The sequence below is a fragment of the Corallococcus exercitus genome, assembly GCF_042231735.1.
Taxonomy (GTDB): Bacteria; Myxococcota; Myxococcia; order Myxococcales; family Myxococcaceae; genus Corallococcus; species Corallococcus exercitus_B.
The window spans coordinates 9,311,554-9,327,506 of record NZ_CP102577.1 but is presented as its reverse complement, the minus strand read 5'-3'; the positions used below and the strand labels follow the sequence as shown (position 1 = coordinate 9,327,506).

The following is a 15,953-nucleotide window of genomic DNA, read 5'->3' as shown; positions in this document are numbered from 1 at the left end:
ACGGGCGCGCGCGGAGGCTTCAGCCCTCGGAGCCGGTGCGCGGCAGCTTCGCGGGAGGCTCGGTCGCGTTTCCACGGGCCACCAGCTCGCGCGCCACGGACTCCAGCGCGCTGATGCGGCGGCCCGCGCGGCCCCGGGCCCACGTCGCCACCTCCGGCGCCTTGAGCAGGCCCACCGCCTGCTCCACGCCGCCCGCCTTGCCCTTGAGCGCCCGCGCCGTGGCGAGCCGCACGTTGCGCGCGGACCGGCGCGCCAGGCCGCCATTCCACAGCAGGTCCAGGGCGAAGGTGGTCCACACCGTCAGCTCGTCGTCCGGGCGCAGGAACGCCTCGAAGCGGGCCAGGGCCTCCGCGCGCGGCTCACCGGCGCGCAGCTCCTCCTCCGACAGCTCGACGTGCAGCGGCGTGCTGTGCGCCAGCGGCTGCTCCGGCGCGATGACCGCCTCGAAGCGCTCGCCCGTGGTGAGGCGGACCGCCACCAGGTGCACCAGCTCCGGCGGGATGCCCGTCTCCAGCGAGTGCGCGTTCGCCTCCGCGTAGAAGAGGACCAGCCGGTCCGCGGCATCCGCCAGCGAGCGCAGCTCCAGCGGCGGACGCCACTCGCTCTTGTAGAGCCGGCGCCGGTTCGGCCCCGTGCGCGTCTCCTGGCGCTCCAGCTGCGTGTCCACCATGAACTCGAACGCGCCCAGCATGCGGTCGAAGTAGTCCGGCTTGCCCTCCAGCTGGCCCAGGATTTCCGCCACCGCCTCGATGGTGGAGACGCAGTGGTCCGCCGGCTCCGCGCGGATGCGGTAGTTGCTCGGGCGGCGCGGCACGAAGCCGATGCGCGGCAGCGCCGCGAGCACCGGGTTGCGCATCACCACCTTCTTCGCCTGCGGCCAGGTGCCGTCCACGACGATGAGCGTCTCCGGCGGGTTCGCCTGGGCCTCCTCCACGGAGATGGCGTCCTCGCCCGGGAAGAGCACCGCGACGCGCTCGGGGTGCTTCGCCAGCTCCTCCAGCCGCGCGTGGCCGGTGAAGTCCACGCCCCGGTGCAGCTCCGAGTTGGGCAGCGACAGGTGCGCCATGCGCGCCGTGCCGATGGCCACGCGCCGCTCCCGGGGATGCTGGAGGAACACCACGCGCGTGCGCGTCTGGAGCTGGGGGACGTGCGCGCAGTAGCACGCGCTTTCAGGACGCAGACACTTGATGCAGAAGGTACGCACGCCCGGCCCTTTATCACGGCGCCGCCCCTGGCGGCCCGAGCCGGCGCCCCGTCGCGGAAAGGGCCGCCCCCTCCCCTGCCCGCCCGGGAACGGCTACATGGAGCCTACCGTGAACCTGCTCCTGCTCTTCGACGAGGACTTCCAGCCGGACGGCACCGCCCGGCTCACCGGCCGCCGCGCCCAGCACGCCCGCGAGGTCCTCAAGGCCGAACCCGGCGAGTCCCTGCGCGTGGGCCGCCTGGACGGCCCCACCGGCACGGGCGAGGTGCTGGAGAACGCCCCCGGCCTTCTCCACCTGCGCGTCACCCTCGCGGACGCGCCCCCGCCCAGGGCCGGCGTGGACCTGCTGCTGGCCATCCCCCGCCCCAAGGCGCTCAAGAAGGTGCTGCCCGCCGTCGCGTCCCTGGGCGTGGACCGCGTGGTGCTGGTGAACGCGGCCCGCGTGGAGAAGAGCTACTTCGACTCCAAGGTCCTCAACGAGGCCTTCGTCCGCGAGCTGCTCCACCAGGGCCTGGAGCAGGCCCGCGACACGCGCCCACCGCAGGTGCTGATCCGCGAGCGCTTCCGCCCCTTCGTCGAGGACGAGCTGGACACCGTCTTCGGTACGGACGCCCTGCGCCTGCTCCCCCACCCTCCAGCCAGCCAGCCGCTCGGGGCCCTCGGGGTGGAGAAGGCCCGGCGCGTGGTGCTCGCCATCGGTCCGGATGGCGGCTGGGTGCCCTTCGAGGCGCAGCTGCTGGAAGCGCACGGCTTCCAGCCCTTCTCCCTGGGCCCCCGCATCCTGCGCGTGGAGACGGCGGTGCCGGTGCTGCTGGGTCAGGTGACGCTGCTCAAGGCGCCGGCGCCGTAGCCGCGGCGGGCGCCGTCACCGGCGCGGGAGGCTGGAGCTTCTGCCAGTCTTCCAGAGGCAGCGGCTTGGTGACCTTGAGCACGGACACGTCCACCTTCTCCTCGCGAGGCTCGGTGCGCGTGTCCTCGGTGACGGTGAAGTTCAGGCGGTTGATTTCGTGCCCGGCCTCCGTCTCCAGCACGACGCGCCAGTCGCCCGGCTTGGGCGTGGTGCCCGGCTGCGCGTAGTAGCGGTAGCCGCCCTCCGAGCCGTTGCTGCTCACGCTGGCCAGGAAGCCCTTGCCCAGCGCCGTCCAGCCCTTCTCCGGGTGGTCATGGAACCAGCGCACGCGCACGCGGTAGGGCTCGAAGCCCTTGGGCGCGAAGATGCGGAAGAAGTACACCGGCTGCTCGCCGGGCCGCACCATGAAGTCCTGGTCGCCGTGGTGGAACGCCGTCCACACCTTCCACCAGGGCTGCGCCTCCGACGTCAGGTGATACACGCCCGGGGAGACGCGCTTCACCTGGTGGTAGATGCCGCTGTACTGCACCGCCAGGGGCACCGGGGGAATCACGCCCACGAAGTAGCACCCGAGCAGCACCGCCTGCGCGCCGAAGCCGGGCACCGCCACCGTGCGCAGCAGCGCCTTCTCATCCGGGCGCCACCGCTTGAGCACGCGCACCAGTCCGTAGACGCTCCCGCACCCCAGCACGACGGACAGCGTGAAGATCCACCACCCCACCCGTCCAAAGAGCACCGGCAGCAGCGACGCGAAGTACAGCGTCACGCACAGGCTGAAGACGGCCACGCGGATGACGGGCCCCAGCTGCCGGAAGCGCGGCAGCTCGTTCGCCACCAGCAGGCCGAACATGCCCGCCATGAACAGCAGCGGCGTGAAGCCCGACGAGCTCTTGAACAGGAACAGCGTGAACGCGCTCAAGAGGCTGCCCATGAAGAAGTGCAGCGCGTCCTCGCGGAAGCGCCACACCTTCAGAAGCAGCTTCGGCGGCTCCACCCCCTCGGGGTAGCGCTGCTCCAGCACCAGCAGGCCCGCGAGGATGGCCAGGTAGACGAAGTTCTGCACCTCCGTGAGCGCGTCGTCGATGGGGCTCAGCGTGAGGACGTCGTAGAGGAAGCCCGCGAAGAAGAAGAGGGCCATCTCCTGCTTCTCGTACTTCGCGCGGAAGGCCTGCACGCGGTCCACCAGCGTGGGCGTCTTCTCCGTGCTGACGAGGTCGTCCGGATCCGCGACGGCGCCCCCAGGCGTGGCGACCGCGACGTTCGCCCCGGGCGGCAGGGGTCCTGTCCCCACCGGACTGCCGGGCACTTCGGTGGACGCGTCCTGCGGCTTCGAATCAGGCGGTGTGACGGTGAGCACGGCGGCTTTGACCCCTCTTGGCGACCGCCGCCCAGTCTACGCGGGGGACAGGGCCCGGGTCTTCCCCCCGGGCCGTCCCACCCTTGCGCCTACTTGCCGCCGGCGGCGACCAGGTCCTGCAGCTCGCCGCGCTCGGCCAGCTCCATCAGGATGTCCGACCCACCCACGAACTTCCCGTGGATGTAGACCTGCGGAATCGTGGGCCAGTTGGAGTAGTCCTTGATGCCCTGGCGCACGTTGGGGTCCGCCAGCACGTCCACCGTGTGCACCGGGCCCAGCGGCTGGAGCAGCTGGAGTGCGCGCGCGGAGAAGCCGCACTGGGGGAACAGGGCGTTGCCCTTCATGAAGAGGACGATGGGGTGCGACTTCACCGTCTCGTCGAACTGGGCCTTGAGGGTCGGATCCATGAGTCGTTGCTCCTTCTTCAGCGGGGCCCGAGCTTCTTCCACTGCTCGGGCGAATAGGTCTTGAGCGCCAGCGCGTGCAGCTCGCCGGACTTCAGCCACGGCTGCAGCGGCGCGTACACCAGCTGGTGCTGTTCCACCATCGTCTTGCCGGTGAAGGCGGGAGAGACCACGCGCGCCTCGAAGTGGTCTCCCGTCCCCGTGGTGTCGTTCAACTCCACCTCCGAGCCCGGCAGGGCGTCGAGGAGGTAACGGCGAAGCGTCTCGGCGTCGAGCATCAGTTCATCCCCTTTCCCATCACCAACATGGCCGGGTCCACACCCAGCCCACGCAAGGTGGCATCCCACAGCTTCGCCGGGTCCTGGCCCAGCACCGCGTCCGCGGTGGCGTCGGCGTACAGCCACGAGCCCGCGGCAATCTCACTCTCCAGCTGCTTGGGGCCCCAGCCCGCGTACCCCAGGCAGAAGCGCACGCGCGGGTTCGTCCGCTGCAAGAGGGGGCCCAGCGCGTCCAGGGTGACGCTCAGGTAGAGGCCGGGCAGGACGGCGTGCTTTTCCGGCACGGACGCGTCGTCATGCAGCACGAAGCCCCGCTGGGGCTCCACCGGGCCGCCCACGAACACCGGTTGCGACACGCGGTCGGTCGAGATGTCCATCGACTGACCGCGCGCCAGCTCACCGAGCGTCAGGGGCGCTCCCCGGTTCACGACGAGCCCCATGGAGCCCGTCTCTCCGTGTTCGATCATCAGGATGACCGACCGGTAGAAGTTCGGGTCTCCAAGCTGGGGCATGGCCAGCAGGAAGCCTGAGGCGAGGTTCTTCACGCCAAGGAGCATCGGCCGTCCGGCGGGGGTGTGCAACCGGAACCCGCTCCCCTGCTGGCCTCAGTGCCAGCTCTGGTGCTTGGACTTCAGCGCCTTGGCCAGCTTCTCCGGATCCAACGGCTTGCCGATGAAGAGGTCCGCGCCCAGGCCCTTGCACTTGCGCGCGGTGGCCGCGTCGCTCATGGCGCTCACGCCGATGAGCACCGCCTGCGGGAACTTCTCACGCAGCTTGGACATGAGCGTGGTGCCGCTGCGGCCGGGCAGGAACACGTCCACGATGGCGGCGTCCATGCGCTTGTTGCGCACGGCGAACTCGGCCTCCTCCGCGCTGCCCACGGGCATGGCGTCGTAGCCCCAGCCGCTCACCATCTCCACCAGCAGCTCGCGGTGCGCGGCGTCGTCTTCCACCACCAGCACCGAACCCCGGACGGCCTCCTTGCGCAGGCCGTCGTCACGCGGACGCTCATCACGGGCAGGCGTGAGGGGGATTTCTTCCGTCGGGAGGGACATGGTGTTCACCTGAGGGCAAAGGGTTTCCGTCCGAGTGAAACCTTTGTCCCAATGTGCGGCATTCCTCACACTTCGCGACGGCGACCTCCTCCCAGTGCCTGTGAAGCGAGCGAGGCGCCAAGCACCAGCAGGACGAGCAGCGCCCAGGCGGGAATGACGACGCGCCCCCCGCCCTCGTAGATGAGCGCGGCGTAGGATGTGCCCAGGTAGCGGCCCAGGGACATGGGCTCCATGCGGGCGATGCCGAAGAAGCTCACCGTGGACTCGGTGAGGATGGCGTTCGGCAGGCGGCTCAGGAACACGGCCAGCACGAACGGGCGCAGCAGGGGCCACAGGTGCACGCGCAGGACGTGAAGCCCGCCGCCGCCCAACGCCCGCGCGGCGGCCACGTACTCCTGGCCCTCCAGCGTGGCCAGGCGGTCGCGGAACATGCGCGCGGGGCCGGCCCAGCCCACCAGGGCCAGGGACGTCACCATCAAGCCGAAGGGCCCCAGGCCGCGAGTCATGCCCGCGTCCAGGAGGGACTGGCCCGCGAGCTGGAGCACCATCACCACGAGCACGTCCGGCAGCGCGAACACGGCATCCACGGCGCGCAGGAGGACCTGCTCCGTCACGCCACCGGACAGCCGCGCGAGCGCCGCGACGACGAGCCCCAGCACGGTGGACAGCGCACCGGCCGCGAGCCCCACGGCCAGGGACACCCACAGTCCGCCGAAGGCCAGCTCGCACACGCTGCGGTCGGGGCGGTTCAGGTCCCAGCCCAGCGGACAGGTGTGCGTGAGGGCTTCCGGAAACAGGCGGCCCGCCACGAGGCTCAAGACGCCCAGGCCCACGAGGAGGACCAATCCCACCCAGGCGCGCACGGGGACGCGGCTCAAGCGCGGGCCTCCCGGGCGCGCGGATCCACGAGCATGCGCAGGAGCTCCACGGTGAGGCTCACGACGACGAGCACGGTGGCGAAGGTGGTGGTGGACACGACGACGACGGCGACCTGCTTGTTGAGGACGGCGAGCACGTAGAGCTGGCCGAAGTACGGCAGGCCGAAGACGCGCTCCGCGGCGAACGAGCCCGCCAGCAGCGCGGTGGCGACGGGCGTCACGGCGTCCAGGAGCGCGGGCCACACGTTGGGGAGCACGTGGCGGCGCAGCACGGTGCCGGGGTCCAGGCCCTTGCTGAGCGCGGTGCGCACGTAGTCGCGGGACAGCTCCGTCTCCAGGGCATCGCCCACGAGCGTGCCCAGGAAGGTCCCCGGCCAGATGGCGATGACGACCGCCGCGCAGAGCTCCGGCAGCAGGTGTCCGCGCTCCACCACGGCGGGGGCCAGGAGCAGCGCGGGGATGAACACCGGCGTCCCGAAAGCGATGGCCGGGAGCACGTCGCCGAACACGGCGAAGCGCCCCCGCCGCCACCGGGTGCGCAGGAGCGCGAAGCCCACCGCCCACGCCAGGGCCAGGGGCAGCGCGACCAGGCCCACGCCCACGCTGCCGGAGAGCTTCTGCAGGAGCTCATCCCCGGTGATGCCCTGCGCGCTGGTGCCCAGGCGCTCCCCGGCGAAGAGCTTCTCCCAGGGCCGCAGGAACCCGAGCGGCTCACCGATGCCCAGGTCGCGCTGGTACGAAGCCGCCAGCTCCGGAGACACCTGCCGCTTGGTGTCGCTCTCCGTGGTGAGCGGCAGCGCGGCCATGAGGAAATACGAGGCCACCGCCACCACCGGCACGAGCACGAGCTGCCGCACGAGGCGCGTCGCGATGAGGCGCATGCGCTAGGGCTCCTGCCCTTCCGCGCGCGCCGTGGGCGCCTCGGCCGGTCCCAGCCGCAGCGCGCGCAGCGCGAGGAAGTTGAACGGATCCACGTCCAGCCCGTGCAGCCGTGCCCGCGCGCGGAAGTAGCGGTCCGGGTGGTACAGCGGCGCGATGACGGCCTGCTCCCCCACCAGCACCTCCTGGGCCTTCGCGTACAGCTCACGCGCGTGCACCGGATCCGGGTCGCCGTCCGCCTCCTCCAGCAGCTGCTCGAAGCGGCGCATCGGCTCGCCACCGGCCTGCGTCTCCCAGCCCGTCTGGTGGTTGCCCTGGCGCTCGAACAGCGTGAAGAACGTGTTCGGGTGCGCGTAGTCCGCGCCCAGCCGCCGCAGCTGCAGGTCATACGCGCGCGGCCCCTGCGGCGTCCTGCGCGCCACCTCCGCGGAGAAGTCCGAGCGCGAGTCCACCACCACCTGCACGCCCACCCGCGCGAGCTGCGCCGCGATGCGCTCCGCCAGCGCCTCCTCCGGCACGAACGAATCCCCCGCCTTCACCACCAGCCGCAGCGGCCGGTCCAGGCCCTTCGCCCCCAGAAGCTCCGCCTTCGCCCGCTCCGGCGCGTAGCGCGGCAGCCGCGCGGCCTGCTCCGGCGTGGCCGCGTCCGGCAGCTCCGGAGGCAGCAGCACGTTCGTCGCGCGCGCCGCCGGCAACAGCCCCGCGAGCAGCGCCTCCCGGTCCAGCGCCTGTGCCAGGGCCCGGCGCACCTCCGGCCGGTCCAACGGCGGGCGCTCCGTGTTGAAGGCCAGGAAGTACGTGGACAGCAGCGGCTCGCGCTTCAGGTCCGCCGCCCGCATCCCGCGCAGCGCCGCCGCGCTGTCCACGAACACGAAGTCCACGCGGCCCCGCTCATACAGCGCCGGGCCGATCTCCGACTTCATCAGCGTCAGCACCGGCGCTGGCGTCTCTCCCGGCCCCATCGGCGGCGGGAACGCGCTGCGCGGGTTGTAGACCAGCCGCACGCGCTCGCCCGCGCGGTCCCACTGCTCGACGCGATAGGGCCCCACCGCCAGCGGACGCCCGTCGCGGGGCCGGTCGAAGTAGTCGCGCACCGCCTCGTCCGACCTGCCCTCCAGGTCCGCCGACGGCGCGGGGAAGAACAGGTACACGTTCGCGAGCCGCGCCAGGAAGTAGCTGCGAGGCCGCGCCAGCGTCACCCGCAGCGTCCGCGCGTCCACCGCCTCCACGCCCACGCGAGCCAGCGCGGCCTTCACCTCCGCCTCCGGCGCCGCGCGCTCCAGCAACGCGAGCACCTCCTCCGCGCCCAGGAGGTCCGCCATCTCACCGCGCTCGCGGCCCAGGAGGGCCCGGTGCCACCCGAAGACGAAGTCGCGCGCCGTGACGGGTGAGCCGTCCGACCACGTCACGCCGGGCTTGAGGTGGAAGGTGTAGACCTCGTGCCCGGCCGCGTCCGCCTCGCGCTCCCACCGCTCCGCCAGGCCCGGCCGGACGGAGTGGTCCGCCCCCAGCGTGGTGAGCCCCTTCTGCGTGGCCAGCATCACCGGGTAGTTCACCCAGCTCTGCGGATCCGAGTGGCTCCAGTCGAGCGTGGTGGGCATCGCGGGCACCACCACCTTCACGCCCGGCTCGGGCTGGAAGCCGCACGGCCCGCAGGCCGCGGCCATCACCAGCACCAGGGAGTAGGACAGGATTCGCGCGCGGGGAGCCACCGCCCGCGTTCTACCCCGACCCGCTCCCAAAAAAGAGAGAAGCCAGGAGACCGGCGACTCCTGGTCGGCCGGCATCCTGGCTTCGTCACCACCCATCCCAGGCCCCCTCAAGGGGCCCGGGACTCAAGCAGGCTTCAGGCCTGCGAGGGCGTGGACACCGCTTCCGCCACGGCCAGCCCCGTCTTCAGGTTGTCCCCGGCGCCCTTGCGGCCGAACTCCTCCGGCTTGTCGAGGAGCAGCGCCTCACGCAGCACGTCGTCCACGAACTCCACCGGGACGATGCGCAGCGCCTTGCGGATCTTCAGCGGGATGTCCTTCAGGTCCTTCTTGTTCGCCTTCGGGATGAGGACCGTCTTGATGCCCGCGCGGTGCGCCGCCAGCGTCTTCTCCTTCAGACCGCCGATGGGCAGCACGCGGCCGCGCAGCGTGATTTCACCCGTCATCGCCACGTCCTTGCGGACCGGCACGCGCGTCAGCGCGCTCACCAGCGCCGTGGCCATGGTGACGCCCGCGGACGGACCGTCCTTGGGAATCGCGCCCTCCGGCAGGTGGACGTGGATGTCGTAGTTCTCGAACACCTTGCGGTCGATGCCGAAGCGCTCCGCGCGGCTGCGCACGTAGGACATGGCCGCCTGGGCGGACTCCTGCATCACCTCGCCCAGCTTGCCGGTGATGATGAGCTTGCCCTTGCCCGGCATGGACGTGGCTTCCGTGGTCAGGATTTCGCCACCCAGCTCCGTCCACGCGAGGCCCGTGACGATGCCCACCTGGTCCTCGCGCTCCGCCACGCCGTAGCGGAAGCGGGGCGTGCCCAGGAACTTCATCGCCTGCTTGCGGTCCACCTCGATGAGGTCCCGCTTGCCGTTCTTCAGCACGTCGCGGGCGATCTTGCGGAACACGCCACCAATCTCACGCTCCAGCGAGCGCACGCCCGACTCGCGCGTGTAGCGGTGCACGATGGTCTTCAGCGCGTCGTTGGTGATGTCGATCTTCAGGTCCGTGAGGCCGTTGGCCTCCTGCTCCTTCGGAATGAGGTAGCGCCGCGCGATGGAGAGCTTCTCCGGCTCCGTGTAGCCCGCGATGCGGATGACTTCCATGCGGTCCTGCAGCGGACCGGGGATGTTGTGCATCGTGTTCGCGGTGCAGATGAACATCACCTTGGACAGGTCGTAGTCGAGGTCCAGGTAGTGGTCGTTGAAGTTGTGGTTCTGCTCCGGGTCCAGCACCTCCAGCAGCGCCGCGCTCGGGTCGCCACGGAAGTCCGTGGACATCTTGTCGATCTCGTCCAGGAGGAACACGGGGTTGTTGCTGCCCGCCTTCTTCAGGGACTGGATGAGCTTGCCCGGCATCGCGCCGATGTACGTGCGGCGGTGGCCGCGGATCTCCGCCTCGTCACGCACGCCGCCCAGGGACAGGCGCACGAACTTGCGGCCCGTGGCCCGCGCGATGCTGCGCGCCAGCGACGTCTTGCCCACGCCCGGCGGACCCACGAAGCACAGCACGGGGCCCTTGAGCTTCTTCACCAGCTGCTGCACGGCGAGGTACTCGAGGATGCGCTCCTTCGGCTTCTTCAGGCCGTAGTGGTCCTCATTGAGCACCCGCTCCGCTTCGGTGACGTCCAGCCGGTCCTGGGTCTCGTCGTACCAGGGCAGGCTGATGATCCAGTCGATGTAGTTGCGGACGACCGTGGCCTCGGCGCTCATCGGGCTCATCATCCGGAGCTTCTTCAGCTCCTTCTTGACCTTGAGCGTGGCCTCCTTGCTCATCCGCTTGTTCTTCAGCTTCTCTTCAATCTCCTGGATCTCGTTCTTGAACTCGTCGCGCTCACCCAGTTCCTTCTGAATGGCCTGCATCTGCTCATTCAGGTAGTACTCCTTCTGGGTCTTCTCCATCTGCTTCTTGACGCGCGTGCGGATCTTCTTCTCCACCTGGAGGATCTCGATCTCGCCCTGCATCAGCTCGTAGAGCTTCTCCAGGCGCTTGGCCGGGGACTCCGTCTCGAGCAGCGCCTGCTTGTCGTTCAGCTTCAGCGACAGGTGCGCGACGATGGTGTCCGCCAGGCGCGCCGGGTCGTCGATGCTGGCGACCTGCATCAGCATCTCCGGCGGGATGCGCTTGTTGAGCTTCACGAAGGCTTCGAAGACGGAGTGGACGGAGCGCACCAGCGCCTCCAGCTCCACGCTCTTCTCCAGCTGCTCCTCGACTTCGTCCACCTCGACCATGAAGAAGGCGTCGTTCGGGTGGAACTTCTTCACCTTGGCGCGGCGCACGCCCTCCACCAGGACCTTCATCGTGCCGTCGGGCAGCGGGAGGAGCTGGATGAGGTGGCCGATGGTGCCGAAGTGGAAGATGTCGTCGGGCGAGGGGTCGTTCGTCTTGGCCTTCTTCTGGGCGGCCAGCAGGATGACCGCCTTGTCATCCGGCCCCTTGTGGGCCATCGCGTCCTTCAGGGCCGCGATGGACTTCTCCCGGCCGACGAACAGCGGAACCACCATGTGCGGGAACACGATGATGTCCCGAAGGGGCAAGAGCGGGATGGTCAGGCCCCGCTTCTGGGCTTCCTTCTTGTCGTCACGTCCGAAGAACATGTATCCGCCACCCGCTGGCCCGCCAGACAGACAGGCCCTTGAAGAGTTGCCCGCATGCCGCCCAAGCGCGCATGCAGGGTGAAACACCGCTCTATAACACGCCGGTCGCAGGCCCCGTTCCCAGCACAAGATTGGGGGCCTGCGCCCTGCCATCAAGGGAACACCGGCAGGCAGAAGTGTGTGCTGCGCCGATTCTAGCGGCTCTCGGCCGCTACCCCGGCATCCGGGCGTGCGACGCCCAGGGCCTGGAAGAGGAAGGCGTACATGTCGACGCTGGACTCGATGGCCTTGGCCACCTGGTCCGCCCCTCCGTGGCCCGCGTTGGCTTCAATGCGTAGCAGCGTGGGCGCCGGATTGCCCTTCGCGTTCTGCACCGCCGCCACGAACTTGCGCGCGTGCATGGGGTCCACGCGGTCGTCGTGGTCCGAGCTCATCATCAGGAGCGCCGGGTACTGCACGTCCTGCCGCACGTGGTGGTAGGGCGAATAGGCGTACAGGGTCTTGAACTGCCCGGCGTCCTCCGCCGACCCGTACTCCGGCACCCACGTCCGCCCGCTGCCGAACAGGTGGAAGCGCACCATGTCCAACAGCGGCACGCCGCACACCACGGCGCCGTACAGCTCCGGGCGCTGCGTCATGGCCGCGCCCACCAGCAGGCCGCCGTTGCTGCCGCCATAGATGGCCAGCTTCTTCGGCTGCGTGTACTTCTCCCTGGCCAGGTACTCGGCCGCGCCGGTGAAGTCGTCGAAGACGTTCTGCTTGTTCGCGCCCTTGCCCGCCTCGTGCCACGCGGTGCCGTACTCACCGCCGCCGCGCAGGTTGGCCACCGCGTAGATGCCGCCCGCGTCCAGCCACGGCAGGATGCTCGCGCGGAAGGTGGGCTGCATGCTCACGAGGAAGCCGCCGTACCCGTACAAGAGCGTGGGCGCGTTCCCGTCCTTCTTCAGGCCCTTCTTGTAGACGAGGAACATGGGCACCTTCGTGCCGTCCTTCGACGTGTAGAAGACCTGCTCCGTGGTGTACGCGTCCGGGTCCATGGGCACTTCCACCTTCGCCCACAGGTCCACCTTCCCGCTCTTCACGGACGTCCGGTACACCTGCCGGGGCGTGGTGAAGGAGCTGTAGGAGAAGTAGGCGTCGTCCTGGTCCTCCAGGCCCGTGAGGTTGCTGGCGGCGCCCACGCCCGGCAGCTGCACGGTGCGCACCGGCTTGCCCTCCAGCGTGGTGATGCGCAGCTCCGTCGTCACGTCCTTGAGGTACTCCAGCGCCAGGTGGCCGCCCACCAGCGACACGCTCTCCAGCGTCGCCTTGGAGTCCTCGGGCACCAGCTCCTTCCAGTTCGCCCGGTCCGCCTTCTTCGGGTCCACGGCGAAGACGCGCTGGCGCGGGGCGCCCTCGTCGGTGACGACGTAGAAGCGGTCCTTCCAGGCGAAGACGCTGTACTTGGCGCCCTTGCCCTTCACGAGCAGCCGCCAGTCCTTCTCCTGCGGGTGCTTCCAGTAGACGTCGTTCTCGCTCCAGCCGCGCAGGATGGAGGCGAAGAGGTACTTGCCATCGCGCGACAGGTCGCCCTGGAGGAACGTCGTGGGGTCGCCCGTGCGCTCGTGCACGACGACGTCCTTCTTCGGGTCCTCGCCCAGCTTGTGGAACTTGAGCGTGGTGTAGCCCGGGCGCGCGTCCACCGGGATGGAGGGGTCCGTGGGCAGCCACTCGTAGTAGAAGCCCTTGCCGTCCGGGGTCCAGTTCGTGTTGGCGTACTTCGCGCCTTCAATCACGTCGACCTTGGACCACTCACCGGTGTCCACGTCGATGACGTGCAGGGTGGCCTCGTCCGCGGCGTTGGGGCGCACCGGGAAGGCCACGCGCTTGCCGTCCCACGACGGCACCCACCGGCCCAGGGACACCGGGGCGTCCTTGCTCATGGCGTTGGGGTCCAGCAGCACCTTCTCCTGTCCGGACTCGCCGTCCTTCCAGTAGACGATGGCCTTCTCCTTGTCCTTGTGGGTCCGCATGTAGAAGAAGCGGTTGCCCCGGCGGAAGGGCGCCGTCACCGAGTCCACGTAGAACAGCTCCGTGAAGCGCTTCGCCAGCGCGTCGCGGCCCGGCATCTTCGCCAGCGCGTCGCGGGTGAAGCCGTCCTGCGCCTTCATCCAGGCCTGCACTTCAGGGGCCTTCTCGTCCTCCAGCCAGCGGTACGGGTCCGCCACCTGCTGGCCGTGCAGCGTGTCCACCACCGCTTCGGAACGGGTCGCCGGGTAGGCCATGCGGGAAGGGCCCTCCCGGGCCGGAGCGCTGTCGCCCTTCGTGGCGGAGGACGCGGAGGCAGGGGCCTCTTCGCGAGTGGCCTCCTTCGCGGAGGTGCAGGCCACGAGCGACAGCAGGGCAGGCATGAGGAGCTTTCTCATGGGGGACAGCAGATACAAGAAGCCCCCGCCCCCGGCCCGGAAAAAGTGCGCCGCGGCTCCCCGCCTGGAGGCCCTGGAAAGACACAGGGCGCGCCCGGTCAAGACCGTGACGCGCCCCGCCATCTCCTTCAGGCCCTTACGAGCCCCCAGGGGATGCCTTCGCTCAGGCCGATTCCTTCTTCGGCTCTGGCGTCTCCTTGTTGTCCTGCGAGTGCAGGACGACGGGCTCGCTCTTCTTGAGGATGACCTCCTCGGAGATGAGCACCTCGCGGGCCGTCTTGCGGGACGGGATTTCGTACATCACGTCCAGCATGGCCGTCTCCAGGATGGAGCGCAGGCCGCGCGCGCCCGCCTTGCGGCGGATGGCCTCCGACGCGATGGCCTTCAGCGCCCCGTCGGTGAACTTCAGCGACACGCCGTCCAGCTCGAAGAGCTTGCGGTACTGCTTGGTGAGCGCGTTCTTGGGCTCGCCCAGGATGTTCACGAGCGCGCCTTCGTCCAGCTCCTCCAGCGCGGTGATGATGGGCAGACGGCCGATGAACTCCGGAATCATGCCGAACTTGAGCAGGTCCTCCGGCTCCACGTGCTTGAGCAGCTCACTCAAGTTGCGCTGCTTGCGCGACTGGATCTCCGCGCCAAAGCCCAGGCTGCGGCCACCCAGGCGCCGCTCAATCACCTGCTCCAGGCCGCCGAACGCGCCGCCGCAGATGAAGAGGATGTTGGTGGTGTCCACCTGCAGGAACTCCTGCTGCGGGTGCTTGCGGCCACCCTTGGGCGGGACGTTGGCCACCGTGCCTTCGATGATCTTCAGGAGCGCCTGCTGCACGCCCTCGCCGCTCACGTCGCGGGTGATGGAGGGGTTCTCCGACTTGCGGGCGATCTTGTCGATTTCGTCGATGTAGACAATGCCCCGCTGCGCGCGCTCGATGTCGTGGTCCGCGGCCTGCAGCAGGTTGACGATGATGTTCTCCACGTCCTCGCCGACGTAGCCGGCCTCCGTGAGGCACGTGGCGTCCGCGATGGTGAAGGGCACGTTGAGGATGCGCGCCAGGGTCTGCGCGAGCAGCGTCTTGCCGGAGCCCGTGGGGCCGAGCAGCAGGATGTTGCTCTTCTGCAGCTCCACGTCGTCCATCGCGACCTTGGACTCGATGCGCTTGTAGTGGTTGTGCACCGCCACGGAGAGCGTCTTCTTCGCGCGCTCCTGGCCCACCACGTACTCGTCCAGCACGGCCTTGATTTCCGAGGGCCGGGGGATGCGCAGCTTGGTGTCCTTGGTCTCCTCGCGGTCGATCTCCTCCGCGATGATGTCGTTGCACAGCCCGATGCACTCGTCGCAGATGTAGACCGTCGGGCCCGCGATGAGCTTCTTCACCTCCTTCTGCGACTTGCCGCAGAAGGAGCAGCAGAGGGTCTGGTTGTCTCGCTTCTCCACGTTCTTACCCGCCATGAAATCCCTCGCTGCGCCTGAAAGGCCCCAACCCGCTTCGCGTCCGGTCCCCTGCCCCTACGTCCAATCTAGTCAGCCCCCATCCGGAACGTCCACGCACCTTCCGGGTACTTAACAAGGGGAAAATGCCCGTGACGGGAGAAACGAGAAGGCCGGAGGCGCGGGAGAAGATTCCCAGCACCCCCGGCCGCCGGCCGGGTGGTTGCCACCCCGGCCCGTTCGGATGTCGGTGTGTCTACTTCTTCTCGTCCGGCTTCACGCCCACGACCTTCCGCGGGTCCTGGATGGCGTCGAGGATGCCGTACGCCTTCGCCTCCGCGGCGCCCATGAAGTAGTCGCGGTCCGTGTCCTTCTCCACGCGCTCGATCGTCTGGCCGGTGTGCTTGACGATGAGCTCGTTGAGCTTGGCCTTCATCCGGAGGATTTCGCGGGCCTGGATTTCGATGTCCGTCGCCTGGCCACGCGCGCCGCCCAGCGGCTGGTGGATCATGATGCGGCTGGAGGGCAGCGAGTAGCGCTTGCCCTTCGCGCCGGCGAGCAGCAGCACGGCGCCCATGGAGGCCGCCTGCCCCACGCAGATGGTGGAGACGGGCGCCTTGACGTACTGCATCGTGTCGTAGATGGCGAGGCCCGCCGTCACGGAGCCACCGGGCGAGTTGATGTAGAGGTTGATGTCCTTGTCCGGGTCCTCCGACTCCAGGAACAGGAGCTGGGCGACGATGGCGTTGGCCACGTCATCGTCGATCTCCGTTCCCAGCATGACGATGCGGTCCTTCAGGAGCCGGCTGTAGATGTCGTACGAGCGCTCACCCCGGTGGGTCTGCTCGATGACGTAGGGGACGGGCATGAAGGGCATGTCGGATGGACCTCTAGAAGGGACTCAAAAGACTTGAAGG

At 69.3% G+C, this 15,953-nt stretch carries 14 protein-coding genes; 1 reads left to right on the top strand and 13 read right to left on the bottom strand.

Annotation, left to right across the window (positions count from 1 at the left end):
• Positions 1-19 precede the first annotated feature (19 nt).
• On the bottom strand, positions 20-1,204 hold the full coding sequence (locus NR792_RS37665) for a DTW domain-containing protein (protein ID WP_375757512.1): 1,185 nt from the start codon (positions 1,202-1,204) through the stop codon (positions 20-22).
• 109 nt (positions 1,205-1,313) lie between these two features.
• Here NR792_RS37665 and NR792_RS37660 point away from each other — a divergent pair, with 109 nt between their 5' ends.
• Complete coding sequence (locus NR792_RS37660; protein WP_375761758.1) at positions 1,314-2,054, top strand: 16S rRNA (uracil(1498)-N(3))-methyltransferase; 741 nt, start codon at positions 1,314-1,316, stop codon at positions 2,052-2,054.
• Here the strand turns inward: NR792_RS37660 and NR792_RS37655 are convergent.
• The 12 genes from NR792_RS37655 to clpP all read right to left on the bottom strand — a co-directional run bounded on the left by NR792_RS37655 (position 2,035) and on the right by clpP (position 15,913).
• A complete protein-coding gene (locus NR792_RS37655) occupies positions 2,035-3,411 on the bottom strand; it encodes a DUF2914 domain-containing protein (RefSeq protein WP_375757511.1) in 1,377 nt (458 codons plus the stop codon). The genes NR792_RS37660 and NR792_RS37655 overlap by 20 nt on opposite strands.
• Positions 3,412-3,500: 89 nt before the next feature.
• Positions 3,501-3,818, bottom strand: coding sequence for a Grx4 family monothiol glutaredoxin (grxD, locus tag NR792_RS37650; RefSeq protein WP_014394878.1), 318 nt, complete (start codon positions 3,816-3,818; stop codon positions 3,501-3,503).
• A gap of 17 nt (positions 3,819-3,835) precedes the next feature.
• Positions 3,836-4,093, bottom strand: a complete 258-nt coding sequence (locus NR792_RS37645) for a BolA family protein (RefSeq protein WP_143909262.1) — start codon at positions 4,091-4,093, stop codon at positions 3,836-3,838.
• On the bottom strand, positions 4,093-4,638 hold the full coding sequence (locus tag NR792_RS37640) for a YqgE/AlgH family protein (RefSeq protein WP_375757510.1): 546 nt from the start codon (positions 4,636-4,638) through the stop codon (positions 4,093-4,095). The genes NR792_RS37645 and NR792_RS37640 overlap by 1 nt, the downstream gene beginning before the upstream one ends.
• Positions 4,639-4,698: 60 nt before the next feature.
• Positions 4,699-5,148 carry a response regulator gene (locus NR792_RS37635; protein WP_375757509.1) on the bottom strand — a complete coding sequence of 150 codons (450 nt, stop codon included), beginning with the start codon at positions 5,146-5,148 and terminating at the stop codon, positions 4,699-4,701.
• A gap of 65 nt (positions 5,149-5,213) precedes the next feature.
• Entirely contained in the window at positions 5,214-6,026 is an 813-nt protein-coding gene (locus NR792_RS37630) for an ABC transporter permease subunit (RefSeq protein ID WP_375757508.1), read from the bottom strand.
• Positions 6,023-6,907: an ABC transporter permease subunit gene (locus NR792_RS37625; RefSeq protein WP_375757507.1), complete on the bottom strand. Its 885-nt coding sequence runs from the start codon at positions 6,905-6,907 to the stop codon at positions 6,023-6,025. The genes NR792_RS37630 and NR792_RS37625 overlap by 4 nt, the downstream gene beginning before the upstream one ends.
• Before the next feature lie 3 nt (positions 6,908-6,910).
• On the bottom strand, positions 6,911-8,572 hold the full coding sequence (locus NR792_RS37620) for a peptide ABC transporter substrate-binding protein (protein ID WP_375761757.1): 1,662 nt from the start codon (positions 8,570-8,572) through the stop codon (positions 6,911-6,913).
• A gap of 179 nt (positions 8,573-8,751) precedes the next feature.
• Positions 8,752-11,205, bottom strand: a complete 2,454-nt coding sequence (gene lon / locus NR792_RS37615) for an endopeptidase La (protein ID WP_375757506.1) — start codon at positions 11,203-11,205, stop codon at positions 8,752-8,754.
• Positions 11,206-11,399: 194 nt separating this feature from the next.
• On the bottom strand, positions 11,400-13,595 hold the full coding sequence (locus tag NR792_RS37610) for a prolyl oligopeptidase family protein (protein WP_375757505.1): 2,196 nt from the start codon (positions 13,593-13,595) through the stop codon (positions 11,400-11,402).
• A gap of 178 nt (positions 13,596-13,773) precedes the next feature.
• Complete coding sequence (gene clpX / locus NR792_RS37605; protein ID WP_014394869.1) at positions 13,774-15,057, bottom strand: ATP-dependent Clp protease ATP-binding subunit ClpX; 1,284 nt, start codon at positions 15,055-15,057, stop codon at positions 13,774-13,776.
• 235 nt (positions 15,058-15,292) lie between these two features.
• Complete coding sequence (clpP, locus tag NR792_RS37600; RefSeq protein WP_338264390.1) at positions 15,293-15,913, bottom strand: ATP-dependent Clp endopeptidase proteolytic subunit ClpP; 621 nt, start codon at positions 15,911-15,913, stop codon at positions 15,293-15,295.
• Between the last annotated feature and the right edge of the window lie 40 nt (positions 15,914-15,953).